The organism is Spirosoma litoris (genome assembly GCF_054776755.1).
This window is the reverse complement of the sequence record NZ_BAAHBI010000036.1, coordinates 1-24,700: the sequence shown is the minus strand read 5'-3', so window position 1 is coordinate 24,700 and position 24,700 is coordinate 1. Positions and strand designations below refer to the sequence as shown.

Annotated in this window: 19 protein-coding genes; 4 read left to right on the top strand and 15 right to left on the bottom strand. The window is 46.0% G+C overall.

Going from position 1 to position 24,700, the window contains the following annotated elements; all coding sequences use genetic code 11:
- Positions 1 to 6 precede the first annotated feature (6 nt).
- Positions 7 to 1,080, bottom strand: coding sequence for an App1 family protein (locus tag ACYVGR_RS22370; protein WP_460960861.1), 1,074 nt, complete (start codon positions 1,078 to 1,080; stop codon positions 7 to 9).
- A 48-nt stretch (positions 1,081 to 1,128) separates the two neighbouring features.
- Here ACYVGR_RS22370 and ACYVGR_RS22365 point away from each other — a divergent pair, with 48 nt between their 5' ends.
- Positions 1,129 to 2,052, top strand: a complete 924-nt coding sequence (locus tag ACYVGR_RS22365) for a diacylglycerol/lipid kinase family protein (protein ID WP_460960859.1) — start codon at positions 1,129 to 1,131, stop codon at positions 2,050 to 2,052.
- Here ACYVGR_RS22365 and fdhD read toward each other — a convergent pair.
- The 4 genes from fdhD to pyrR form a co-directional block, all read right to left on the bottom strand.
- Positions 2,003 to 2,848 carry a formate dehydrogenase accessory sulfurtransferase FdhD gene (gene fdhD, locus ACYVGR_RS22360; RefSeq protein WP_460960857.1) on the bottom strand — a complete coding sequence of 282 codons (846 nt, stop codon included), beginning with the start codon at positions 2,846 to 2,848 and terminating at the stop codon, positions 2,003 to 2,005. The genes ACYVGR_RS22365 and fdhD overlap by 50 nt on opposite strands.
- Before the next feature lie 175 nt (positions 2,849 to 3,023).
- Positions 3,024 to 5,537 (bottom strand): NHL repeat-containing protein, encoded by a 2,514-nt coding sequence (locus ACYVGR_RS22355; protein ID WP_460960855.1) that lies wholly within the window; start codon positions 5,535 to 5,537, stop codon positions 3,024 to 3,026.
- Between the two features lie 119 nt (positions 5,538 to 5,656).
- A complete protein-coding gene (locus ACYVGR_RS22350) occupies positions 5,657 to 8,233 on the bottom strand; it encodes a DUF5686 and carboxypeptidase-like regulatory domain-containing protein (protein ID WP_460960853.1) in 2,577 nt (858 codons plus the stop codon).
- Positions 8,234 to 8,442: 209 nt separating this feature from the next.
- A complete protein-coding gene (gene pyrR, locus ACYVGR_RS22345; RefSeq protein WP_460960851.1) occupies positions 8,443 to 8,982 on the bottom strand; it encodes a bifunctional pyr operon transcriptional regulator/uracil phosphoribosyltransferase PyrR in 540 nt (179 codons plus the stop codon).
- A 114-nt stretch (positions 8,983 to 9,096) separates the two neighbouring features.
- Here pyrR and ACYVGR_RS22340 point away from each other — a divergent pair, with 114 nt between their 5' ends.
- From ACYVGR_RS22340 to ACYVGR_RS22330, 3 genes are all read left to right on the top strand, one after another.
- Entirely contained in the window at positions 9,097 to 10,959 is a 1,863-nt protein-coding gene (locus ACYVGR_RS22340) for a T9SS type B sorting domain-containing protein (RefSeq protein WP_460960849.1), read from the top strand.
- Positions 10,960 to 10,965: 6 nt separating this feature from the next.
- A complete protein-coding gene (gene pth / locus ACYVGR_RS22335) occupies positions 10,966 to 11,526 on the top strand; it encodes an aminoacyl-tRNA hydrolase (RefSeq protein ID WP_460960847.1) in 561 nt (186 codons plus the stop codon).
- A gap of 240 nt (positions 11,527 to 11,766) precedes the next feature.
- On the top strand, positions 11,767 to 12,207 hold the full coding sequence (locus ACYVGR_RS22330) for a hypothetical protein (RefSeq protein ID WP_460960845.1): 441 nt from the start codon (positions 11,767 to 11,769) through the stop codon (positions 12,205 to 12,207).
- Positions 12,208 to 12,469: 262 nt separating this feature from the next.
- On the opposite strand, the gene ACYVGR_RS22325 is transcribed toward ACYVGR_RS22330, so the two are convergent.
- The 10 genes from ACYVGR_RS22325 to ACYVGR_RS22280 form a co-directional block, all read right to left on the bottom strand.
- Positions 12,470 to 15,823 (bottom strand): UTP--glucose-1-phosphate uridylyltransferase, encoded by a 3,354-nt coding sequence (locus ACYVGR_RS22325; protein WP_460960843.1) that lies wholly within the window; start codon positions 15,821 to 15,823, stop codon positions 12,470 to 12,472.
- 109 nt (positions 15,824 to 15,932) lie between these two features.
- Positions 15,933 to 16,892, bottom strand: coding sequence for a UTP--glucose-1-phosphate uridylyltransferase (locus ACYVGR_RS22320; RefSeq protein ID WP_460960841.1), 960 nt, complete (start codon positions 16,890 to 16,892; stop codon positions 15,933 to 15,935).
- A gap of 93 nt (positions 16,893 to 16,985) precedes the next feature.
- Positions 16,986 to 17,951 (bottom strand): lipid A deacylase LpxR family protein, encoded by a 966-nt coding sequence (locus ACYVGR_RS22315; protein ID WP_460960839.1) that lies wholly within the window; start codon positions 17,949 to 17,951, stop codon positions 16,986 to 16,988.
- 296 nt (positions 17,952 to 18,247) lie between these two features.
- Complete coding sequence (locus ACYVGR_RS22310; RefSeq protein WP_460960837.1) at positions 18,248 to 18,868, bottom strand: class I SAM-dependent methyltransferase; 621 nt, start codon at positions 18,866 to 18,868, stop codon at positions 18,248 to 18,250.
- A gap of 221 nt (positions 18,869 to 19,089) precedes the next feature.
- Positions 19,090 to 19,509 carry an EthD family reductase gene (locus ACYVGR_RS22305; RefSeq protein WP_460960835.1) on the bottom strand — a complete coding sequence of 140 codons (420 nt, stop codon included), beginning with the start codon at positions 19,507 to 19,509 and terminating at the stop codon, positions 19,090 to 19,092.
- Positions 19,510 to 19,890: 381 nt separating this feature from the next.
- Positions 19,891 to 20,799 (bottom strand): helix-turn-helix domain-containing protein, encoded by a 909-nt coding sequence (locus tag ACYVGR_RS22300; RefSeq protein WP_460960833.1) that lies wholly within the window; start codon positions 20,797 to 20,799, stop codon positions 19,891 to 19,893.
- Between the two features lie 4 nt (positions 20,800 to 20,803).
- Entirely contained in the window at positions 20,804 to 21,739 is a 936-nt protein-coding gene (locus ACYVGR_RS22295; RefSeq protein ID WP_460960830.1) for an NADP-dependent oxidoreductase, read from the bottom strand.
- A 232-nt stretch (positions 21,740 to 21,971) separates the two neighbouring features.
- Positions 21,972 to 22,313, bottom strand: coding sequence for a hypothetical protein (locus tag ACYVGR_RS22290; RefSeq protein WP_460960828.1), 342 nt, complete (start codon positions 22,311 to 22,313; stop codon positions 21,972 to 21,974).
- 475 nt (positions 22,314 to 22,788) lie between these two features.
- Positions 22,789 to 23,595: an Rpn family recombination-promoting nuclease/putative transposase gene (locus ACYVGR_RS22285; protein WP_460960826.1), complete on the bottom strand. Its 807-nt coding sequence runs from the start codon at positions 23,593 to 23,595 to the stop codon at positions 22,789 to 22,791.
- 395 nt (positions 23,596 to 23,990) lie between these two features.
- Positions 23,991 to 24,344: a VOC family protein gene (locus ACYVGR_RS22280; protein ID WP_460960824.1), complete on the bottom strand. Its 354-nt coding sequence runs from the start codon at positions 24,342 to 24,344 to the stop codon at positions 23,991 to 23,993.
- Between the last annotated feature and the right edge of the window lie 356 nt (positions 24,345 to 24,700).

Sequence of the window (24,700 nt, the reverse complement as noted above, 5' to 3'; positions counted from 1 at the left end):
CCAATTTTATAAGGCGGTTAATCCACTTTCTACGGAATGCTGTCGGGCTTCGGCGCTGTGTGCAAAGTAGCAATAAGGAACACCCATTGCTTCGATCTGACTCAAAATTTCACGCGTTTTCGGCTGATTTTTATGATAAACCTGCCGAATATAAACACAGCGAATCCGACTCGGAAAATGCATGACTACCGACTCATAAATTGTCGGATCTTCCTGCGTATCATCGCCCAATAAAATAAAGCTCTGTTCCGGATAAGCTTCCAGAATACGGACAATCCGCATAAACTTGGTCATGTGCTTCCCCTGTCCCGTTTTCAGAACTTCGGACAGTTGTTTCAACGGACTTAACAGATATACACCTTTCGGTAGCCCGTTCTTCTTCGAAAACTCTACAATGTAATCGTACAGATTCCATTCGCTGCTCGATACATAGAAAAATGGGTTTGTTGCCCCGTCTTCCCGGTTGGCTTTGGCCAGCAACTGATAATGCGCAACGACCCCCTCAAATGGCTGACGCGTGTGTGCATTCCGGGTGAGCAAGACGCGTAATCGTTTCAATAAGGTTGCCGAATGCGACACCAGAAATGTATCGTCGATATCAGATATACAGGCAAACTTTGCCGGGTACGGAATCAATATAGTTCCTTCGCCTTCAGCCACTACGCTTTCCTTTCTGCCATCTTGAGTAATACACTGCACCTGGACCACATGCCAGCCCGGCGGCAGCGGCTGAGCCACCGAAACTTCAGCCCGAAAATACCCATCCAGATCGGTCTGTACATCTACCGTTTGTCCACCCGCGTATATTCGCATAGTCGCGTGTGGGTACGGGCGAACCAAAAACAACCGAATCAGACCCAGAAGATTTAACCAGATACTCGTTCGATATTTCGTTCTGGGTAAAGCACTCCGCCGAAGCATACTACCATGAACAATCAGCGTTTTTCCATTGCCAAAGCCCCGGTATACTTTCACAGCTGGCCGATCTACCAGACGTAGCCATGAAAAAAAATGATGTTTTATACTATCCTTCGGGTCTTTATTTTGGTTATGAGTAAAAGGCAGTTGTAACGTCTCCATTGTGTTCAGTCAATACCTGTTATTTATAACTTCTAAAACGCTCATAAGTTGACCTTTTTATTCGCAATTAATCCAGTTTCGGGTGGAACCGATAAAACGGTTTGGGAAACAGGTATCCGAGACTACTTCGCCGATTCGCCACATACCGTTCACCAGTTTTACCTGGATGGTAAAACCGACGATGAGACAATTCCGCAACAAATTGAAAAGTATAAACCCGACTGCGTTGTAGCAGCTGGGGGCGATGGCACTATTAAACAGGTGGCAGAACACCTGCTTGGCACCTCTATTTCGCTCGGGATTTTGCCTGTAGGATCGGCAAATGGTATGGCTCGCGAATTGGGTATTCTCACCGATGTACATGGTAGCCTGGATACACTAGTCAACGGTATGTCCAAGAAAATAGATGTTATTTCGGTGAATGACGGAGAAAGTTGCCTGCATCTGGGCGATATCGGTCTGAATGCTCAGTTAGTTAAATATTATCAGCGGAATAATCTGCGCGGTAAACTCGGCTATTTACAAAGTGTTATAAAGGTACTGCGCAAACATCGGCTCATGAAGGTGTCCATTACCGTTGATGATGAGTGCGTACACAGAGCTGCATTTATGGTGGTGCTGGCCAACGCCCGCATGTATGGCACTGGGGCTGTTATTAACCCAGATGGCGATGTATCGGACGGCAAATTCGAAGTGATTGTTTTCCGGCGCTTATCGTTTGGCGAAATCCTGAAATTATTCTGGCGATTCCAGCCCTTCGATCCGAAGCAAATCGAGATTTTTCCCGCCACATCGGTCACAATTGAAACAGGGCGTAAAGCCTATTTTCAGGTTGATGGTGAATATCGGGGCCGCACAACTACGGTAAAGGCCCATATTCGACCGGGCGCTCTTACGATACGTGTACCTGCTCCGGTAGTTTCTAAGCCAGTTGAGTTATCCGAACCCGCCCTGGCTCGCTATATAGGTTAAATCGTTCGTTACGAACAAATCCAGCTAGTGTCATTTGGGCGTCCTGCGCCATTTGCATAGCCAGGCTGGATGGCGCACCCACGGCCGCAAGCAACGGCACACCCGCCATCCAGCTTTTTTGTACTAGTTCCACTCCCACTCGCCCACTCAGAAAAATGCCGAACTGAGTAAGTGGCAGCCAGTTTTGCCAGAAAGCAGCTCCAATCAGTTTATCCAATGCATTGTGTCGGCCGATATCTTCCCGGACTAACAACAGCTTTCCCTCGGCGTTAAATAAGGCAGCCGCGTGAATACCACCTGTGTAGGCAAACGCCAGCTGGGCTTCCCGAATCCGGTCGGCCAAGGAATGAATGATGGACGATTCAACAGCGAAATCAGACGACATTGGGCCGAGAGTCAGTGCTCTGACAGCATCAATCGTGGTTTTCCCACACAACCCGCAACTCGACGATGTAAAGGTATTGCGCTCTAAACGGGACCAGTCAACAACCACGTCGGGCTTAAGTTCAACCCGCAAAACATTCCCTTCCTTTTCCGAATCCTGCACACAATGTCGGCACGAAACAATGTCGGAGGGCTGATGAATAATTCCTTCGGTAAATAGAAAACCCATCGCCAGCTCTTGGTCATGGCCGGGCGTCCGCATGGTAACCGAAACGGATTTCTGTTGGCGATCGTCAATTGGTCCAAATCCTAGTCGAATTTCGAGCGGCTCTTCAACCGCCAGCAGATCAGGAACTTCGGTCAGGTTTTCGCCAACTACTTTCTGAATAGTGGCCGGAGCAACAAGTGACATAACGATACTGGTTTCTAGCAGAACAAGCCGTAGATGCAGAAAGTTATCGCATCTACGGCTTGTTTGTATAAAGTATATCACGCGTTATATTATGCACTGCCAAACAAGAAGGCCTGCTGTACTATTTTCTAAACGAATCGCTGAAAATCAGTTCTTTGGCAGATACCTATTTTTATCAAGGGGCAAGTAGTAACTGAGCTCCCATAGCTATATTCAGACTACCCTCCATTTGGTATTCTACAGTCTGGGCCTCAGCTTGATAGTTTAATAGTAGATTAACCGGATGCAGGATCCGAACCTTTTGACTGGCCGTTGGAACGGCTCCACATGACCATATAGTTGCATCATTCCAATTGCCAGCTTTAACTGTGTAGATATCGCCTACAAACACGCTTATAGTGGTCGAACCAGCAGGAGACCCGAAAACGGGTGTAGTTACAGTTACAGAATAAAGCCCGGATGTATTAACAACAGCTTGATTCGTTGTCCCAATCTGAACAGCACCAGGACCAAATTGATAAGCAAAACCTTCTCCTGACGGTTGGGCCGTAAGCGTAACAGATGTTATTGAGCAATTTGCTGAAGTAGTTGCTGTTAAGACGGGTGAAATAGGATACGTAATTTTCCGAACGCGTCTGTTATCGGTATCAGCAATGTATAAATTACCAGCGGCATCAACACTGATACCGTTGGGACGCGACAAATTAGCATTTATCGCCAATCCCCCATCGCCACTATAACCAGTGACGCCAACGCCAGCCGCTGTTGTAATAATCCCATTAGTAGCAACTTTACGAACGCGTGAATATCCTGGTTCTGAGATATACATAACTCCTTTTGCATCAAATGCCACTTCCCAAGGTCCGCTCATTGGCGTATTCGTAGCCAGGATGTTTTCATCACCATAACCATACAAGCCATTACCAACTACTGTTGTAATAATACCATTGGCGTCAACCTTTCTGACTCGATAATTGGAAAAGTCAGCGATATAAAGATTTTCATTTTTATCCAAGCTGACACTGGTAGGGTTATTTAGTTGTGCATTGATTGCCAGTCCTCCGTCGCCACTATATCCGGTACTAGCTGTTGTACCGGCCACAATAGAGATGATCCCATTAGGTGTAATTTTCAGGATGCATTTGCTGGTAGGAACATAAACTGTTCCGGCTTTTGAGACAGCCATTCCACTAGGATTATAAATGTCAGCACTTGAACCATATGGCCTATTTTCAATGAAACTTGGCGTTCCATTACCAGCGATGGTAGTAATAATGCCATTGGTAGCGATTTTACGGATACGTGTATCGTACTGATCTACCACATAAAAATTACCTGTTGAATCAAATCCAATACCACGTGGATGTTTCAGGTCAGCTTGTATCGCGGGCCCACCATCACCGTTGTATCCATTGACGCCCGTTCCGGCAACAGTAGTAATAATACCATCAGGACTAACCTTGCGTATTCGATTACCAAATCGATCAACAACATACACATTTCCCTTGGGGTCAACACTGAGATTAGAAGGGGTCTTAAAGAGAAACTTCCGAAAGAACGCATTGGTAGCATTACCACCATCGCCCGTAAAACCGCCTGCTATAGTATTAATAACTCCATCGCTGGTGATACGACGTATCCGATAGTTATTCTGATCTGCTATATAAATGTTTCCAGAAGCATCTATATCAACTCCAGAAGCAGAGCCAATTAATGCATTCACAGCCAAGCCACCATCGCCACTAAAACCATTGGTACCGTTTCCGGCAACAGCCCATATGATACCATCTGTGTTAATTTTCCGAACACGCCCATCTTGCTGCGATATATAGACAGCTCCACCAGCATCGACAGCCACATCAACAGGGAAGTATAATGACGTGTTTAGCGCCTGACCGCCATCGCCATTGAATTGGTAGTCTCCATTACCCGCTATAGTCGTAATAATTCCATTGACATCGACTTTGCGAATACGCTTGTTGTACGAATCGGCGATGTACAGATTACCGATATTATCTACAGCAATAGCAGTAGGATGATATAGTTGAGCCTTAGTAGCTAATCCACCATCGCCACTAAAACCCGGCGTAGCATTACCAGCTACGGTATTAATAATGCCATCAACTCCTATCTTACGAACACAGTTATTGTTTATATCAATAATATAGAGATTATCAGCCTTATCTATTGTCAAATTTGCAGGATAGCCTAAACTAGCGTTTACAGCTGGCCCTCCATCACCACTAAAACCATATGCACCGTTTCCGACAACAGTGGTAATAATCCCATTTAGGTCTATTCGCCGAACACGATTATTCTGAACATCAGCTATATAAACTCGCCCAGCGGCATCAACGGCTACCCCGGCAGGTTGCGTGAAAGTAGCAGTCGTAGCCGGATTATTATCTCCACTAAAACCTCCTCCTCCGGTTCCTGCCAGTGTCGTAATAATCCCATTTGCATCTATTTTCCGAACCCGATAGTCGTCCGTGTCTACAATGAACGAGTTCCCATTCTTATCGAACCCAATAGCTGTGGGACTACAGAAACCAGCACTAAGAGCTGGGCCACCATCGCCTATATTGGTACCAGAAACGATGGTCGTTATAATTTGGGAATAAGTTACTCGGGCAACTAAACAAAAAACTATAATGATTATTACAGATAGGTGGGGACTGATGCGATTCACAGAAAACGGCTTTAAAATAAAGGTGTATTAATATGGATGAGTCCCACAAATCTATTTATTAGAATGTGGCAACACCAAATATAGTAACACTAAAACTACTTAAACCTTTTAAATCATCCTTAAAAACTAATTGTTGCCGACGCCTTTAGCGCAAACGAATTGAATGGAATACCATTAGGGCCGTCCTCCAGATAATCCAGTCGGTGAATAGCCTGAATCCGAATCAATTTGAAGATATTATCGATGCCATAACCCACTTCCATATACGGCTTTTTAGGATCGAGCGCTCCGAAGTAGATAGGCCTTACGCCATCGGGTAATGGTTTAGCGCTCGAAACGGCTCGGTTCTCTTGCGACAAACTTCCCCAGAGCGCATCGAAATTGGCAATTAATCGCCAGTTCAGTTTCCGTATTCCGGGTATACGGTTGAACAACAATCCTTCAAAGCGGTGTTGAACATGCATAGCCACAAAGCGGTCGCTGACAAATTCATAGAACTGCATCCGGTTGAACGTATTGGTTGTCAGCAAAGGCGTTGGATTACCAATGTGCGGGAACAGCATGGGAGCCGGCATTACGTCTGGAGTATAGCCTGCTGATAGCAGATAGGTCATCCGTCCGAGTGGGCCAAGACGCAACGTCTGTTGCGCCCGTAGGGTAATCCGATTATAATTAAAATCGCTACCCAGTGATTTTAGTCCACGCGTGTACCGAATGGTCAGGATAGGGGCCCGTTTTGTACCGAGTGTAATCCGTTCGTTACCGTCCATCAGGTATTTTTCCTTTCGGGCCAGTCGAGCTTCAATTGACCAGTAAGCGTCGTTAATATCCGACTGTAACGGCGACTGATCGCCTAGTTCGGGGTTCTTCCGATAATGAAATGGGAACAGCGGATCAAACGTCCGGCTGCCTAACATAGCTGTCAGCAGGATTCCTTTAACGGGTTCTGTTTTAAAGAAAACTTCTTTCTGATAGCTCTGATAACCACCTCGGTACCGACCAAAACGGCTAAATGCGTAGAAAATCCGGTTACCCCCAATCAGTTCGGGCGTTAATCCAAGGCGTTCCAGATCATTAGCGATCCGAACACCCAAAACAGTCCAATGCTGCCTCGAGAATAGGTAATCGATTTCACCACCGTACTTGAATTTATTATCCAGTGTACCGTAAGCAGCATACCCACGAAGTATCCAGTTGCGGCTAAACTGTTCGTTGGTCCGAAACCCGATTCGTGTCCGTAAACCCTCGACACTATTCACGGCAAACAAGTAAGGATAGGGCCCTATATCAAACCCACCCACTTTATAAAAACCGGTAACAGCTACCTGCCCTACTGCTTCGGCCATCTTCACGGCTGGTACGGCCCTTAATTTCTCAATGATCTGACGCGTCTTCTGGTCCTCTTTATTTAAGGAGTCGGCCCCAGCCATATTTTTCTGTACGCTATTCCAGTAAGCATCGTTCTGAGTAGCTACCGTATCACTTGGTTCAATAGGCTGTTCATAAAAGCCCGACGGTCGAGGTCGGTTAACCGTTATATTGGTGTTTCGCAAGGTCACCTGAGCCCGAAGTCCCAGCGATTGTTTACCCACTCCCGTTAGGTTTGCCATAAGGCGGATGCTAACGGGCAACCAACCCGCCGTACCCGATACCGATGCGGTAGAATCGAGCGTTGATTCTAGCTCCTGCTCAATGGTGAGGGAACGAACATAGTTCAGGTTAGCACCCTGACCGATTTTAGCTTCAATCTGGCAGAGAGCAAATGAAGTTGTATCAATCCAGGCTTTCCCGATAAAGGCAAGATCTTCTTTTCGTTTGGGATCGAACTGAATTTCGTAACAGATATGATCGCCAATCTGGGTCGTGTCGGCCAGAAAGAACTCGTACCAGTTCCGCCAGTTATCGCCAATGGGCGAGGCAAAATCTTTCCCCAGAATAGGAATGTAGTTGTCGTAGAAGTTCTGACTAACCAGATTAGTGCCCCCCAGTAACTGCGAGCTAAGCCCAGCGTCGTCCACCGCCACCCCTTTGATTCGCGTTTTACGAATATCTTCGCGTTTACGGTCGGGACTGGTTCGATAATAATAACGGGATACCGACTCCGAAGCCAACAAGGGTAATAGCCGATGGCCTTCATCGTCAACAATCGAATCCTGTTTGCTCATCGCTTCGTTAATGCGCTTGATGAGTGGATTCTTCCGCATCCTGTCGGTTACATGACTGAGGGCAATATCGGTTTTAACATAGCTGTCATATTCGTAAGCAGCCAGTCGTTTTCGGTCGTTGATGGATCGGTTTTTACGCACCTGCCGAAGTACACGCCAGGCGGGGTTTTCGCCAGCCTTTACCGTTACCTCCTGTAAGGCATTTCCCGCCGATGCCAGCTTGAAATCCACCGCCTGACTTGGCCGCTCTGGGTCGATAGCCTGACGCAGCGCTTTATAGCCCATTGAGCTAACGGCCAGCGAATCCGACAAAACTTTAACCTTGAGGGTATAGCGTCCTTTTTCGTCGGTCAATGTACCACTTCTACGGCCCACGAGGGCGACGCTGGCAAAGGGAATTGGCTCACCTGTTTGAGCATCTGTAACCAGCCCAGTGACGGTGAAATCAGTCTGGGCTTTTACTGTACTGCTAAAGCTGACTAGGGTCAAGCAAAAAAAAGCTAGCAGTGTTTGATATAAAAGTGTCTTCATAGAAATTACGGTCGGCTAAATTACAAAAAACTTACCAAATCCGAATCCTAAAAAGAGACTCAATTCTCGCAAATAAGTCCTTAATTGTCAAAATATTGAGATCAACTGTTCCTTATACCCTAACAGGTAAATATACCCATAAAAAATGAATAGTTAGCTAAGTAATTCTAACAGTCCAATCTTGCCTTTTAACTAACCCTATTCTGCCACTAACCAACTAGCCAGATACGGTCAGCATCAGCCCCTTGCTCGGTCCATTCAACCAGTACTTGTTGTGACTCAAGCGTATTCACCCGCTTGCCCGTATAGTCTGGCTTAATGGGAAGATCACGGTTATACCGCCGATCGATCAACACCAGTAGTTCAACTTTTCTCGGGCGTCCAAAGGCAGTCATGGCATCGAGAGCAGCTCGAACCATCCGGCCCGTTGCCAGCACATCATCAATAAGAATGACCCGTTTGTTTTCAATAATAAACGGAACATGGGTTGTATTAGGCCGCAATGGGGAATCTCTACGACGAAAATCGTCCCGATAAAACGTAGCATCTAAATAGCCCAATGGCACCGTGTGTCCTAGCGCTCGATTCAGTTCCCGTGCCACTCGCTCGGCAAAATAAATACCTCGTGGCTGCATACCCAGAATAACAGTATCGGCAAAATCCTGGTGGGTTTCAATTAATTGCTGGGCAAGTCGGCTAATCACAATTTCGAGTAGCGGACTCGATAAAATCAGGCGTTGTTGGTTCATGAAGTAAAAATAGGAAGGAAGTCTAAATAGTCGCTAGTTATAAATCCGACATATTCCCAATTGTTGCTACATTAGTAGACCATACATTAGGTGTCTCGCCTAAACACCGCTGTTATGAACCGAAACATTACCATTGGCCTCTTACTGGTGTTCGGGCTGGTTCTTGCCGACAGCAAGGCGCAATCTAACGTGGCAGGTTTCTGGCTAGGTGTAACCTATCCTGGCAACCCTGCTCAATCCATCTACAATTATGCACTGACGCTTACCCAAACGAATAACACCTTAAGCGGCACCGCGCAATCGTCTAACCCAACTTTACCGTTTGGTGTTGGGATTTATGCAAACGGGAGTATATCCGGCTCGACCGTTACGTTCAACGAATCAGATAAAAATGGCAGCACCGCCGTACGCGGTATTTGTTACTGGCGGGGCACACTCAATTACAACCCTGTCGATGAAAGCCTGATTGGCACCTACGAGAACATCGTGAATGGAAGTACTTGCTTTAACGTAGAGAGCGGCAAAGTTGAACTCTACCGAGTTGTCCTGAAATCGGGAAGCCCGGTTTGCAAAGGAAGCCCGGTTAATTTAGTCGTTACAGGTAAAGATATTCGGTGGTATTCCTCTTCGTCGGGCACCAATCTACTGGCAAGAGGCAATACGTACAGCCCCCAAATTACAAAGACGACTACGTTCTATATCACGCAAACGCTCTATCAAAACGAAAGCCCACCAATTCCCATTACGGTTGAGGTTGTTGAGCCAGCCCTTAAGGTAACTCTCAGCAACACGGGTTGCGACAAAACCAATGGATCTATCGAAGTTGTTGCGACTGGATCAACTGGTTGGCAGTATAGTTTAAATGGAAGTGCGTTTCAACCGAATCCTATATTTACCAGTCTCGGCCCTGGCTCTTATACGGCTGTTGCCAAAGACGCTGCTGGCTGCCAGGCTTCCCAATCTGTCACCCTCACGGCCGACACTCCGCCAACTATTACAAGTCTGAAAAGCACCCCTCCTCACTGCGAAACAGCGAATGGCGAGGTGACTGTTTTGGCCACGGGTGGCAAAGCTCCCCTAACCTATTCTATTAATTACGGGGGTTCGTTTCAGTCCAGTTCGCTTTTTACGAAGCTGCCGGGTGGTACGTACACCCTTCGCGTACGCGATGCGAATGGTTGTGAAGTCAATAGTGCGCTGAGTTTACCTTCGTATAAACCGATGGTTATTCTGGATGCTACCGAAGTTCATACCTCCTGCGGTCAGGCAAATGGACAGCTGTCTATGAAAATTGCGGGAAATAGTAGCCCCGTTCAATTTAGTATCGACAATACTAAATTTCAGGACAGTCCGACTTTTACAGGCCTACCGCCGGGAAGCTATACTCTTGTGGCGCGAGATAGCGAAAATTGTACCCTTAGCCAATCAATGAGTGTAGCAGCTAGTACGGGACCGCAGCGAGTCGCTGTTAATACGTCTGACGCGGCCTGTGGCCAAAAGAGTGGCGCTATTTTGATTACCACTGCGCGTGTTGCTGGAGTAGAGCAATATTCGCTCGATGGGCAGCAATTCCAATCCTCGACCGCATTTTCGGGCTTGACCGGCGGAGTTTACATTTTAACGATTCGCGATGATCAAAACTGTGTGATCACGCAACCCGTTCAAATAGCGGTCGATTGCGCTAATCTCGTTCATTTGCCAGCGGCTTTCTCGCCCAATCATGACAATCAGAACGATGCCCTTGCCGCTTACTTTACGTTTTCCTCACTGGTCATTGCCCGATTTACAGTTTATGATCGTTGGGGGGCAGTCATTTATAATCGTGCTAATTTTGTACTCTTAAGTGGTGAGCCCTTATGGGATGGCTTTGTAAATGGCCAGTTGGCCTCCAGTGGTATCTATGGCTACCGGCTGGATTGTCAATTCCCGGATGGCACCCAAACCACCTACCGTGAATCGGTAACTTTATTGAATTGATCTGTTATGAAATTTTTGATTGTTGGATTGGGCAACATTGGCCCAGAGTACGCGCTTACCCGCCACAATGCTGGCTTTATGGTTCTGGATCGACTGGCCGCGCAACATGGTTTTACCTTCTCGATGACCCGTTTGGCCTATACCGCCAAATGGCAGCACAAAGGGAAGCAGCTTTTTTTCATAAAGCCCACTACCTATATGAACCTCAGCGGGCGGGCGGTGCAGTATTATATGAAGCAGGAGAATATTCCTGTTGAAAATATCCTGATTATCACCGATGATAAAGATTTGCCCTTTGGAAAGCTACGCCTGAAGCCCAAAGGATCACCGGGTGGACATAATGGACTTAAGAATATTGATGAGGTCTTGGGCACACAGGAATATGCCCGACTTCGGGTAGGAATTGGCAATAATTTTTCAAAAGGCAGGCAAGTTGATTTCGTCTTGGGGCAGTTTCCCGAGGATGAATTGATTCAATTGCCAGACTATTTAGATCGTGCAGGCAACGCAGCCATCACTTTTTGTACTATTGGAATACAGGCCGCCATGAATAATTACAACCAATGATATAACTTTTTAAAGAATTTTATAATTTTACGAAGGCATATTTTATAGATATAAAGCATAGTTAATACAATATATTATTCCGAATCAAAGGAATTAAAATCATTATTATAAAAAAAATACCTCAAAATCAGCATTAAATTCGGAATAATATTTCGCAAACGCCCTATATGGGCGTTTGCAGTTTAGGAATTTCTACAGACATTTGTGCGTTCATTAATCGAAACCAAATAGAACAAAACAATGAAAACGCGTGTTATCTTTGCATCACTGATTCTTGGATTAGGATTAGCAACATCTCAGGCAACCGCGGCTACCACCACCAATACTGATGATAGCCCGGCAGCCAACAAGCCGGCAAGTACTATGCTTGTCAATGGTTCACAGAAGCTTTTTGCTTCGTATGTTGAACAAAACGTTGCCAAGTTTGTAAATACTACCAACTGGCAAAACTTTATGAGCGTTGTCTCGTTGTACAACCAAAACCCGGCTGCATTGCTGAACATCAGCCCTGCCGACCGAGCCAAGTTTAACGAAGCGGCTGTTCAAGTAAATAATAGACTGGCTAAGCAAAAAGATGCAGCTGCTGGTCACTGGATGAATCAGGCTGGTTATACAGCCCGGATGATCAACTTCCTTTGGGACGCGAATCAATCCATCAGCCAAGCTGCTGACATTCAGTAAATTGAAACAAATACCGAATTAATTCGGTATTTGGAACAGAAAAGAGTAAAAGTTAGTTTTTCATGTAGAAAAGGTTAAGGGTTTAGGAATAGTCAGTATAGGGTTCTCTGCAGCGTTCAGGGAACCTTATCTTTTTTATAGGCCCCCCGGAGCGGGCTACAAGCCCGTTACTTTATTAATAACTTCTTGGCCATTGGGCTATTTATAAAAAAGGCCACTTGCTCAATAGCAAGTGGCCTTCGTGCATTCGTTAAGAGTTTATTTATTGAGCCCCAGCCGATTCAGCAAAGACGCATAAAGACGCTACATAATCTTTGCTACCATCGGTAACCCAGGAATCCAGTTGAGCGGGGTCTTTCATTTGCTGGCCCCGGAAGCGGGGAACTTCAATATAGCCGCATTTTACATCAGCCAGCGCCGACATGTCGCTCCAGAGTTTTTCGATTTGTGCTACCGGATAAATGTCTTCCTGACCGTGGCCCCAGCGATATTTTACATCTTTGATTGTCACATAGGTCGGAATCCGGTGCGCCACACTACGTACGGCTTTAGCCAGTTGCGCTTCATCGCCCTTTTGTAGGTCGGCGCGCGTGAGGCCGAACAGTTTTAACAACGGATCAATCTGAATCCAGGTTGTATTGGTGCTGTAATAGCTTAGGTTCAATTCATCCTCTTCACGGGGTTGCGCTAACCCTTCTAACAGGCGAAGCTGGCCATTTACGCGCGCCAGTCCACCCCCACGATCTTCAATCCGACGGGGCACAACCTCAAACGTGAGCGCATTTCCCGATTCGAGGTGATAACCCAATACGGCCGGGTCTACATCAGCACCGAGTGTATCGATGTTATGCAACATAATTGTTTCGACCTGTGGGTATTGAGCCAGTAACGCTGCCAGCGTACCATTGCGCAACAGGTTCGATACTTCGTACCAGTGACCGAGGGGAGAAAAGCGCTGAGCAGCAATATTATCGACATAATCGCTGCCCTCCCCTTTCGACTTCGCCCAGGCAATCATTGACTGACGCACCGCATCGCGAACTTTTTGCTTGTTCTCATCAAGCGTTTCCTGGGGCATATCTTCCCACAAGAAGCGTAAGTCCCGCTCCATCGGTACAAAGCGCTGCCCAATGGATCGCCCCGGCGACAGGAAGGTTGGCCCCTGATAACCAAAATTATTGGTCAGGCTCAGCTTTTTTCGGATGGGCTCATGAGTCAGATAACTGGTCGCTACGAGGTGCGGAATAGCGGCCTCATATCGTTCGGCTACTTTCCGGGTTTTGGCTAAATGAATTTCCAGAAAACTCCGATGCACGCCATCAATCTCCACAAATGGGTTGATAGCCTTGATCACACCAGCTCCTTTAGTCCAGCGACTGCCTACACCCGCAGCTAGACTCAGGATGGCCGCTTTGCCCGATCGGATGGCAGCTTCACCCGTTTGAGCAGCGGCAGCCAATGATTCTAGCGAAACAAGATCTCCGGGCAACACATCGTCAATGGCAGTTTCGGCTGACAATCGATTGCGGGATAGACCGATACGTCCTTTTTGCAGCTCTTCGCGAATTTCATTATGCTGAATATAATCGAAGCCATTCTCCTTCTTAACCCGGTCGGCTTTTTCATTTTCAGCACTCCGATTTCCTTGCGAAGTAGGGTCAGAAACCTTGAATAAGTTACTGACAATGGTGCGCAGTAGTGGATACGCCAGGTTATTCTGATCGCAATAGGTGGTGAAGTAATCGATCTCGGCCCGACGCACGTACGAAATCGAACCGGGATCTTTCCGGACCAGCTCCGACACCTGAATACCGTAGTATTGCTCCGGCATAAGTGCCTGATTGCCTTCCTGAAGCGTGGCCCAGGTGCCTTTGTTATTGATACTCCAGTTGTAGACTACGGGCTCCATTGCAAAAGGCAGGGAATCGGAGAGTTCGTTTTTCGTTTTTCGAAGCATCTCCAGTACCTTCATTTTGTACTCTTCGTAATGAGCCGGATTAACAAACATACCCATACCACCACCCGACATGCCTCCCAGCATCAGGAAGCCATAGTAATCGTCGCCAAGTTGTTTTTTCGCTTTGGCAATGATCTGCTCCGTGAAATAAGTCGAGGCCCAGGGAATAATTGTTTTGATGGGGCCTTCCCAGTTTCGAGCTGTATTTTGGCCCAGTTTCTTAATATCGCCCTCCTTAATAGCGGCCAGGATATTGTCGAAAATCTGGTTCGTTTGCTGGCGGGCATTCCATTCATTGTTGCCCCGGAGCAAGTACTTTTCGGTTACCATTTCCAGAATTGGGCCAACGTTAGAAGCCATACCACCGTGCATCAACACCAGTGAGTTCATGATTTTCTCCTGAATATCAGGATGAATCTCTTCGCCCTGTAACACCCGGTGACGAGGTAGCAGCGTGCCACGACTGATGCCAAATTCGGGGTCACCCTCTTGCGCAAATGTTCCCTGAATGGCTTTAATACCCGGCCAGACGCCACCCGAATCCTGCCAGCCACCACCCGAACCACCAATCCATTCGCCCAGAATCGCCCGCGAGGCTACTAAACGACGTTCGCTTTCCTGTAAGCCACCTTCCAGATTTTTCGTTTGGCTCGTAGCCCGCATCAGCAGACTAATAATCGAACCTAACAAGTTGGTCGACACGGCAAACCGGGAGCCTTTGGGAATATCGTTCACTTTCGTGACGAGTTCAATGCCCATACCGGGCGCCACAATACGAGCCAGAATTTCGGCCAGCGATTGGTTCGTACCTTCAAACGAAGGGGGAATCAGGCCCGATGCAATAACCCCGGCTTTAACCAGACTCATGTAGTCATTACCAAAATTGAACAGATCGGCGAGATCGTGTACATCTTTGGTCGTATTTAAATCCACGCTGGTCAGGCGCAGAACGGGTTCTGAAATAACCCGAACGTAGCAATGTAGGGGCGGTCGAATGTCTTTGTCGCGCCCAAAAACGCCCAGATCAATGGAGATATTAATAACACGAGCGCCTTCGGGATAATCCATCCCGAGGAAAAAAATATCCGACCAGCCGCTATGGGTTAAGTCCATCCGGACGGAGGTCTGCTCGTGCAGAATCGGGTAGAAGAGCGAGTTATCTGAGCGTTGAAGCAGACTCGGGTGAATCCGAATGGGATGCTCGGCCTGATGCCCTACGCGGAACATCCACTGGTTACCTTTGCTAGACCGAACACTCTTACGAACCTGATCGGCCAGTGTCTGGAAAGATAACTGGTGGTAGCTATCAGCCAATCCGCTGAACAGGGTTGCATTGGGACCTCGTTTGTCCAGATCCTGCAAAAACGTGGCAATAGCCTGTTCAAATCGGCGAGCCAGCAAATCATCGAAACCGGCGTAGGGGATTTTTCCAATGGCCGGAATCTCCTTTGTTTCCATCAGAAAAAAGCGGAAACCAGCATACAGGAAAAGAATCGCCCGGACTTTATCGTAGAGATTGGGTGTGGACTTTCGGAATTCGTCCAGTTCACGCAGCGCTTTTAATAAGGTATTGGCAGATAAATTTCGGCTTATATCAAAAAAGGATCGGTTACGAACAGCGGGATCGGCAGACGTAATCGTTTCTATAAAAACATTCATGTTGATTGATAAGTAAATGAATAATGAATAGTGGACAATGCATAATGAGTGGTGGATAATGAATACGGTTTATTCATTGTCCATTATTCATTATCAATTGACCATTTACTTACTGAATCAATTGCGCTTTTCGAGTATTGGCTTCGGCCAGCAGTTCGACCATCGACGTCAGAATTTCGTCGTGGGCCACGCCCGCTAAGCCAAGGGCCATTTGTGCCCGTAGCAAACCCTGCCGTCCGCTCAGGTCATAGCGATTGCCCTTAACCTCCAGTGCCAGGTATTTTTCGGTATCAGCCAACTCCTGTAGGGCGGGTGTTAGTGGTGTATTCTTGCTGCCCAGGGCCAGTTGCTTCTCAAGAAGGCTAAACACGGTGGGTGTCAATACGTGCATACCGAAGAAACAGAGATAGTAACCAACGCGTAAGCCGGGCGTTTGTAGTTCGAGTTCGGCCAGACTCAACGAGGGTTTCTCAATAAGTTTTTCAATTTGATAAACCCCGTTCACCCCCGGCTCATGCTTGCCCGTAATCGTGCCGTACTTTCCAATCTGGTGCTCAATGGTGGGATTAACCGCCGATACAGAGCAGTTCTCCTGCATCGCCAGTTCGATGAGCTGAGCCGCACACCGTTTGCTGGTGAGGTTCGACACGTACAGGTAATCGCCCAGGAGAAGTAGAAAAGGCTCATCGTTGACGAAGTCTTTGGCACAATAAACGGCGTGACCATAACCGAGCGGCTCCTGCTGCTCGGTAAACTGAATTCGGCTAATAAGATTATCAATTTTTTCGGCTTCTTCCCGTGCCCAGTCAACACTTTTGTATGATTTAACCAGGTTGTCGCGCAGTGAGGTAAAAGCATTAATATAGCGCTCACCATCGCCAGGGGCACAAACAATGCAGATTTCCTCAATACCGCTTAGAAAAGCCTCTTCGGCAATGGCCTGAATGACGGGCTTATGCAATCCATCGGTATCAATAACCGGGAGCATGGCTTTCTGTATCGTGTCAGCTACTGGATATAATCGTTCTCCGCGAGCGGCTGCGGTAATCACTGCTTTTCTAACTTTCATTTATCGAGCTTATTTGCCAACGAAGATAGGACAACATGCCTAATCTATCCAAAGCGTATGTATGTAGATTTATTTTACGCCATGATGAGTGGCTTAACCAGAGAACCCAATTTTTATACCTCCCCAACGATGTGGCATGCCGGTACCAAACTCTCGGGTAAGTAGGGATTGATAATATTCCAGATACAGTTTTTTGTAGCGCAATACGACTCCATAGTTCGCCTGAAATGTCGTTCTCGACACTTGTTCAGTTGGAATCACGTAGGGACTACTTCGGTTAAACAAGCCACCTTGCAAAGAAGCATCGTAGGCAACAAGGCTAACCAGCGGCTGTGCATACACATATAGTTGCAACGGCAACCTGTTGGCAGTTATACCAAACGGCGAATCAAATCGACCCGCCATCACCACAAATCCCGTTTGTAGCCGATCCACAAACGTCCCCACCTGAGCCTGTGCATTGGCGCTTACCGACAGCGCATGACGATAGGCATAGAGTTGTTTTTCGTAATTGAGGCTATAATTCACAATCGCATCGTTGCGAATCTGATGTTGCCAGCCATGTGGTTCAACACCGTTTATGAGCCGGTGAATGGCCGACTGCATTTCGTACCCAAACGCAACCGGCCCTATTATACCCGTACTCAATAACGACGCTATTCTGACTCGGCGCAGTGTATCGGTTGATATACTGAATGTTTTGAGCAGAATACAAGCTGCAAACGGACGGTCGCCCATTAAAATAGCATCACTCCCTAGGGTAGTCGGCGTAAAGCCGAAATGTTCTAACGCCAATCCATATTGAACCTGACTGTCTCTGGATTTAAGGAGCAGTTTTGTCAGTGGATTTTTTCGGAGTGCCGGATTAACGATTTCAATATTATAGCCCTGTGTATAGTAGTGGTCCGTGGCGGTAAAATAGTCGTTGTCGTAGTGAAAGCGGCAGTACTTATCCCTATCAATTTGCCGAAACGATGCTGTATTATCAATGCGTTGGGCGAAACCCAACATCGGGATCAAACACCCTAAAGCAACCAAATAGCGTTTAACGTTCAGCATGATAGGTTATCTACGCCTATCCTATGCCAGCGGATTGATTTATGCACGAACTTCTTTCAATCTAATGATTACCTTTTGCTACCCAATCGATTCCAGATTAAGCATGCCACCAGAACAAGTGTGTAGACGGCTAGTAACGTATAGCTATTGCCAACTTTAAGAATGTAATGAAGCACTGCTGAAAGTAAAATTGAAGAAGTACTGATACGCAGTCCAGGTAACTTTTACAAAAGTTCAATTAGGCTACGAATCCCGCTTTTTGACACCTCATCGCTTCTGTCTCAAACGGTCATACACTAGTCCAATTTGGCCAGCCAAACCGTACGATACCCACAGGTTGGATCTTCCACAATATGATCGACTACTCTAAAGCCTTGTTCTTGAAGAAGGTTTTGGTAGTCAGCAGCATCTAAACTGGCATGATAAAGCGGTTCACCCTGATATTCGCCTATTGCCTCACCGTATGAAGGGCCACTGGTAAACAGCAAGGCAGCACCTGAGGTCGCGTAGTTACGAAAAACCGGAAACATCCGACGTTGGTCTGCGTGATTCAGATGAAAGAAACTATCCCAGGCTAAAATCCCCTGAAACTTCCTGTCGAGAACTACATTCCGCATATCCGCAACTAACCAATTTTGTTGGGGAAAGCGGTTTTTACATAGGTCGATGAACGTATGTGAGGTATCTACGCCTGTAACCGAACAACCTTGCTCAATTAAATAGTTGGCAATAGGCTCTCCCATACCGCAACCAAGATCAAGAACCGAAGCATCAGCCGGGATAAGACTCAGAAAACGATCCAGCCACGCCTTTTCGAATAAGCTTCGATTTCGCTCCTCATTCCATAATAAGGCATGCCGCTGGTATAAATCACGAATACGTTCTGAGTCTGATTGCCTATACGAAGAACTGTGCATTCTGTTGCTATGAAGGTATTTGTGCTTGTCTAATATAAAAACTTTCGTTTATAGCCATGCCAGCGTAACGACGCAATGTGGTTTGTGGCATATTAAATAGTTACGTTAAAAAAAATCTGAGACTGTAGTTACGTTGTTATCGCTCAATTTATGTTTATCGACTTTTCATCTCGGGCACGAATCGCACTAGCAAGACGTGCTCAGCGTGCTGTTGCTCAAAATCACTTTACTACTTCACTAACCAGTATAGTAGGAGTGATATTGGTGTACTTTGGAAAATCTGCCCGTATTGCCTCTCGATTAGGGGCGATAGCAGCCTGATAATCAGTCAGGCTCTTAACATAAAAACTCCCAATCGCCATAAATGGCAATGGGGAGTTGGGAATTCCACTAGCAATACCTTTTTCTATGGTATAGCGTACTAAGTTAGCCCCTAACAAACCTGCTACAAACGGCATATGGCTTTTTTCATAATACTCCATATCGAACGTTTTACCTTCTGCATACGGGTACAAAACAGATACCTTAATCAACCCTTTTTCGACAACAGCCGCTTCGGATTTACGAGCGTGTGTTTGTTGCGCAAATGTTGAAAAACATGTGCCAAGAACTAATAAAACGAATAAGAGCTTAGTTTTCATAATAGTGTTTTTTAAGGGTTTCTGTATTAATTGGTCTATCGGCGGAAACGGACATAGACCCACTTTTTTTAGCCTGCCTAACCGGAGCAATTCTCGTGTCAACCGAAGCCTGGCCGGCGAGCCAAAAAAGCTGTCCTGTTAAGACATGCGGCCAGCGAACGCAATCCGCACGCTATTGATCTGCCTGGTACGCTTGTTTACGGTCTATTATGTTGCCCCAACGTTGAACGGCTTAGTGTTATAGCGGAATCTAAAATACGTCAGCCCAATTTAATACAAAAGTTCAACAGTAACACACCAGTTGAATGAGTTCCCTCGGCCACCCTATCGCCAAACCGATATTACCAGTAGGGCTTTTTGTCAGTCACTGTTTTTTGTTTGTCAGTTGAAAGATTTCCTGAATTGTAAAGGTGAAAGCTGAGTTTTTATTTTGAATAGTTTGCTGAATGATTGTAGGTATTCAAACCCCAGGGCATATGCGATTTCGCTAACGGGTAGATCCGTCGTAGATAATAACTCTTTGGCCTTCGAAATAAGTTTTTCGTGAATATGCTGTTGAGCATTTTTCCCCGTTATTGATCTCAGCATTGCACTTAAATAGTGCGGAGAAATGTTTAATTCCTCAGCGACCGCTGTAACATTTGGCAAGCCTGATTTAGATAACTTTTCGCTATCAAAATACTTATTTAGTAAGTTGTTTAATCTATCAAGTAATTGATGGCTAGCAACCTTATTCGTATTAAATTGCCTCTGATAAAATCGTTCAATATAAGCTAGCAAAACATCAATTAAAGCAATTGTAATATTTTGGCTAAATTCGTCTGTATTTTTTTGAAACTCATAAGAGATATTTGCAACAATCGTGTTTATTGTGGTTTGTTCTTCGTCAGATAAAAACAGCGCTTCATTTAAATCATAATAAAAAAAATCATAGCTCCTGATTTTCCTTGCAAGCGGAGTATGCCATAAGAAATCGGGATGAATGCAAAGCATCCACCCTGATGCACTAGAGGTTACAGCCTTATTGGGTCCTACCTTTACTACCTGTCCTGGCGCTCGAAAGCCTAAAACGCTCCTGTCAGAATCTTCAGATAGCTGACTATATTTCGTATTTGCTGTGCGACCACTTTTAAATGAGAGTACATAAAAACCGAAGACTACACTTCCTGATTCGATCTGTTCATATACTGGGGCATTGGAAATATCGAGAACGCTAATTAGTGGATGCGCTGGTGGTGCTAAATTTCTTAATTTATAAAATTGTTCAATTGTTTTTATTTGATGAATCATCTGGCTAAACTGTAAGGACAATTTTCCCTGTGGTGCGACGGGTTTCTACCTGTATATGCGCTTCAGCCATTGCCGTAAAAGGGCACGTTCTAGCAATGTAGGATTTTAATATACCCTTAGCCATTAAATCGGCAAATGCTCTAAGATCTTCTCCATTAAATTGCAATCCCCATAAGGACAATTTTACGTTTTTTGCCTGCGCTTTGGGCTTTAGCCGCTCGTCTGCCATAGGAATAATCGAAATAATTGTACCACCTGGCTTGGTTACGTCAATCGAATGTTCCAACGTTTCTCCTCCGATAGTATCAAAAACAAAATCGACATCGCTAATTACTTCCCAGAAATTTTCAGTTTGGTAATCGATATGTTTATCAGCACCGAGAGCCATAACAAAATCGTGATTTTTACCGGAAGATGTTACAATCACTTCTGCACCCAAATAATTGGCTATTTGCACAGCATAATGCCCTACACCACCTGCAGCCCCATGTATAAGAATTTTGTTGCCTCTTTTGATATTCATTCTGTGAATCAGTGGTTGCCATGCTGTCAACCCAGCCATTGGAGCAGCAGCAGCTTCTTCAAAAGTAATGTTATCTGGTTTATGAGCTAATAACCCTACATTGACCGCCACGAATTCAGCATAACCGCGAGCATTTTGCAAAAGGGCAAACACGGCATCACCTACCTCAAATCCAGCTGTATTCTCAGACTTTGCGACAACCTCCCCAGCTATATCCCAACCCATTATTACGGGCCGCTCTTCGCCAAATATATGGGAAATAAATGTGGGTGAATTTCGATAAATGGTATCAGCGGGATTTATACCGATGGCTTTTACTCTGACTAAAACTTCTCCACTTTTTAAAGTAGGTCTCTGGGTTTCGCCAAGAACCAGTTTATCGACCTCTCCGGCTTCGTATAATAAGTATGCTTTCATGGCTCAAAACTCGGAACAAATCGCAATGGTGATTTAGCCTAACCGGACTACTATTTAGCCAAAACGGAAATGTTGTTTCGGCCGACTAGCAAGTTGTCAGATGGCAGTCCACCGTAGATTATTTCCAAATGAGTGCCGAACTAAAACCGTACTTCAACCTTTAAAACCTCGTTTGGTTGAGCAGCAAACTTACCAAACGGCGAGTATCCCGTCACGAGAGATTTGCTCTTGCCTATTTTTCGTAAGATTCGATTACTTCAATTGGACCGACTATGTGGCTATTGAACACCTCAAGCTCTTCAGCGGGAACCCACAATTCATTATGAATAGGACCTCCCACGTTTTCGATAGTATACTTTTTCAGATATTCACTATCAACGTCAAACTTGGTTATGTATCCGTTGCCGTAAGCTGGCACGTTCCATTCAACTGTTATTTGTCGGGCGTATTCGATATTAGTGACTGGATAGAAAATAGGCTGTTCAAGTAATCGAGGTGGAAATTTTGTCCAGTTGGACTGTTCAATCAAGTCCAACTCTTTTTTACTAACAGGTCGAAATAAGGTAGTTGTCATTATTTACAGTTGTCTTCACTAATTTGTCATATGATATGGCCTGTCTGAGAGTTTCTATGTCACACGGAACCTGCCTAATGAGTCAAGAACTATCTATGTAAGCCGTGTAATCTGTCGACCGAAAGCTAGCAGACGAGTATTTTCACTGCTTGTCTGGCGCACCCAACGACCCGGGGGGCTGATGGATGAGTGCACGACTCCAAACCACGAACAAAACCTCAACTTTCAGACGTGGCCTTTGTCAACCGAAGCTGGCAAACGAACTCACAAGTCACCTCGTCGAGACGTGCGGCTTGTCGCCGAGACGATGGCAAACACTCACGACTTTGACCCGCCACCCAACGACCATGAGGGTTGATGGATGAGAACGCTACGTTACTGAACACAAACCACTGCCAATCTTTACAACCTCATTTGGTTGGGTTGCCCGGCTTCGACTTAGGGACGTGCGGCCTGTCACAGGAGACGCTGAATACTAATTGACAGATAATTGAGCCTGAATCTGAGCTACAAACTCAGCCGACACATTTGCCAATTTTGCTGCTTGTTCAACAGTTAGACCTATTTGGAGTGCATTCCTAACGGTTTCGCTTTTCACCAGATTTTCTCTACGTTCCTCGGCTTCCTGAATTTTTTGCTTCTCAGCCTTGACTGCTTCAGCGGTAGCTGCTGTTACACGGGCAAAATACGCTCGTTCCTCTGGAGTCATTTTCCGCGTATCCAACTCATCAATGGCCCGCTTAAGCCATTCCTCATTCCAGAAAGCCGGATATTGAGTCGGTTCGGTTGTGTGAAGCGTCTTCATGGTATATACCAGTTTTTCTAAATCAGTCTGAATCTCGGCAACTTGTTTATTAAACTTAGCCAATTCTACTGTGATAAACGTCATCTGCTCATCGATGATTTCACCTTGTTCGCTCCGTAAATTGGCCACCGTATGAAAATGCGCGGTTGGTAAAATACTCTTCGCCAAAATGGCGATGGCGTAGATCTTGGGCAGATTGGCATAGTCAAACTCACCTCGCTCTACCACTGTATTGAACTTGTGTAAAGCGTAAAACTTCATCCGCTGCACAAAATGCGGGGCTAAGCCCAACTGCATTTCCACGATAAACTGACTGCCGTTTTCGTCGGTGCAGGCTAAATCAAAAATGCCGCTACGGCTGTCAATAGTTAATGCCTCAAATACGTTTTTATCGAATCTAACTTCCCGAATAGGGGTGTCCGACTTTATGAGTGCCTGCAAGGCGGTACACAAAAACAAACTGTCGTTCGTTACCAAAAGTGGCCTTAAAACCGTAATCGGAAATAATAGGCATATAAACGCCTGCATCCATGCGATAAAGTTACAGGAAACTTGACAGTGTTCAATCCGTAAGCTAGAACCTAAAAATACAAGTTCAAACTTACCGAACTGGGGCGATTCTCGTGTCAACCAAAGCCAGCTGACGAGCCAAACAGCCTGCCTTTCGAGCCGTGCGACCTGTCGACCGAGGCCCGCAAACACGCCACTCTTTTTGTTCATCACCCAACGCCAACAGGGGTTGATGGATGATGACGCTACTCAAGACAACAAGCAGAGCGTCAACCTTTACACCCTCATTTGGTTGGTTGCCTGGCTTCCCAACCGGCGAGCATCCTGTCGCCCGAAGGACGACAGCGCAGGATGAAAAGTTACTATTCCTTTTTATAGAGTTCTATCCGCCTGCCGTCTAAATCCTCAACTACCGCCAAATAGCCAAAATCTGTAGCTTCTGGCTCGGAAATAAACTGTACACTTTGGCTTTTGAGTATTTGAATAACTGCCTCAAAGTCATTCACACTGAAGCCTAATCGCAACGATTTATCTGGCTCAGATTGGTTTTTCAGTAACGGGTAAATCTCAAAAGTGGCCTCGTCAACTTGGGCTGAATAGTGATACGGTGAATTGCCATGTCTATGATAGTCGAATTGAAGCCCCAAAAGGCTATAAAACTTGGCAAGTTCTTCTGACTTATTGCTTCTTACTACTATCAGTTTTAGACTTATCATTACAAAAGCGGTTGGCTAGTCAGACGAGACGTGGCAAATGAGACTAAAAGCTGACCTATCGGGGCGTTTGGCCTGTCAACCGAAGCAACCTAACGAGCCAAACAGCGTGACTTGTCGAGACGTGCTCGCTGTCGCAGGGAAGCTGACCGTTACGTTGTTTTCGCTGTTTGGTTCACCCAACGACCATGAGGGCTGATGGTGAGCGAACCAACTCACTGAACACGAACCACTTCCACCTTTACACCCTTTGCTGGTTGGGCTGCAAAGCTTACCACGGGAAGAGCATCCTGTCGCCGGAGAGTTACCCCTATTACTTTTTATTGCCAAGTTGCTGTTGAATACTAAGAACAAAATCA

What these genes read in the sequence shown, in the direction of transcription:
- ACYVGR_RS22370 (WP_460960861.1), bottom strand. Translation starts at nt 1,080, where the DNA reads ATGGAGACGTTACAACTGCCTTTTACTCATAACCAAAATAAAGACCCG.
- fdhD (WP_460960857.1), bottom strand. Translation starts at nt 2,848, where the DNA reads ATGTCACTTGTTGCTCCGGCCACTATTCAGAAAGTAGTTGGCGAAAAC.
- ACYVGR_RS22350 (WP_460960853.1), bottom strand. Translation starts at nt 8,233, where the DNA reads ATGAAGACACTTTTATATCAAACACTGCTAGCTTTTTTTTGCTTGACC.
- pyrR (WP_460960851.1), bottom strand. Translation starts at nt 8,982, where the DNA reads ATGAACCAACAACGCCTGATTTTATCGAGTCCGCTACTCGAAATTGTG.
- ACYVGR_RS22340 (WP_460960849.1), top strand. Translation starts at nt 9,097, where the DNA reads ATGAACCGAAACATTACCATTGGCCTCTTACTGGTGTTCGGGCTGGTT.
- pth (WP_460960847.1), top strand. Translation starts at nt 10,966, where the DNA reads ATGAAATTTTTGATTGTTGGATTGGGCAACATTGGCCCAGAGTACGCG.
- ACYVGR_RS22330 (WP_460960845.1), top strand. Translation starts at nt 11,767, where the DNA reads ATGAAAACGCGTGTTATCTTTGCATCACTGATTCTTGGATTAGGATTA.
- ACYVGR_RS22325 (WP_460960843.1), bottom strand. Translation starts at nt 15,823, where the DNA reads ATGAATGTTTTTATAGAAACGATTACGTCTGCCGATCCCGCTGTTCGT.
- ACYVGR_RS22320 (WP_460960841.1), bottom strand. Translation starts at nt 16,892, where the DNA reads ATGAAAGTTAGAAAAGCAGTGATTACCGCAGCCGCTCGCGGAGAACGA.
- ACYVGR_RS22315 (WP_460960839.1), bottom strand. Translation starts at nt 17,951, where the DNA reads ATGCTGAACGTTAAACGCTATTTGGTTGCTTTAGGGTGTTTGATCCCG.
- ACYVGR_RS22310 (WP_460960837.1), bottom strand. Translation starts at nt 18,868, where the DNA reads ATGCACAGTTCTTCGTATAGGCAATCAGACTCAGAACGTATTCGTGAT.
- ACYVGR_RS22305 (WP_460960835.1), bottom strand. Translation starts at nt 19,509, where the DNA reads ATGAAAACTAAGCTCTTATTCGTTTTATTAGTTCTTGGCACATGTTTT.
- ACYVGR_RS22300 (WP_460960833.1), bottom strand. Translation starts at nt 20,799, where the DNA reads ATGATTCATCAAATAAAAACAATTGAACAATTTTATAAATTAAGAAAT.
- ACYVGR_RS22295 (WP_460960830.1), bottom strand. Translation starts at nt 21,739, where the DNA reads ATGAAAGCATACTTATTATACGAAGCCGGAGAGGTCGATAAACTGGTT.
- ACYVGR_RS22290 (WP_460960828.1), bottom strand. Translation starts at nt 22,313, where the DNA reads ATGACAACTACCTTATTTCGACCTGTTAGTAAAAAAGAGTTGGACTTG.
- ACYVGR_RS22280 (WP_460960824.1), bottom strand. Translation starts at nt 24,344, where the DNA reads ATGATAAGTCTAAAACTGATAGTAGTAAGAAGCAATAAGTCAGAAGAA.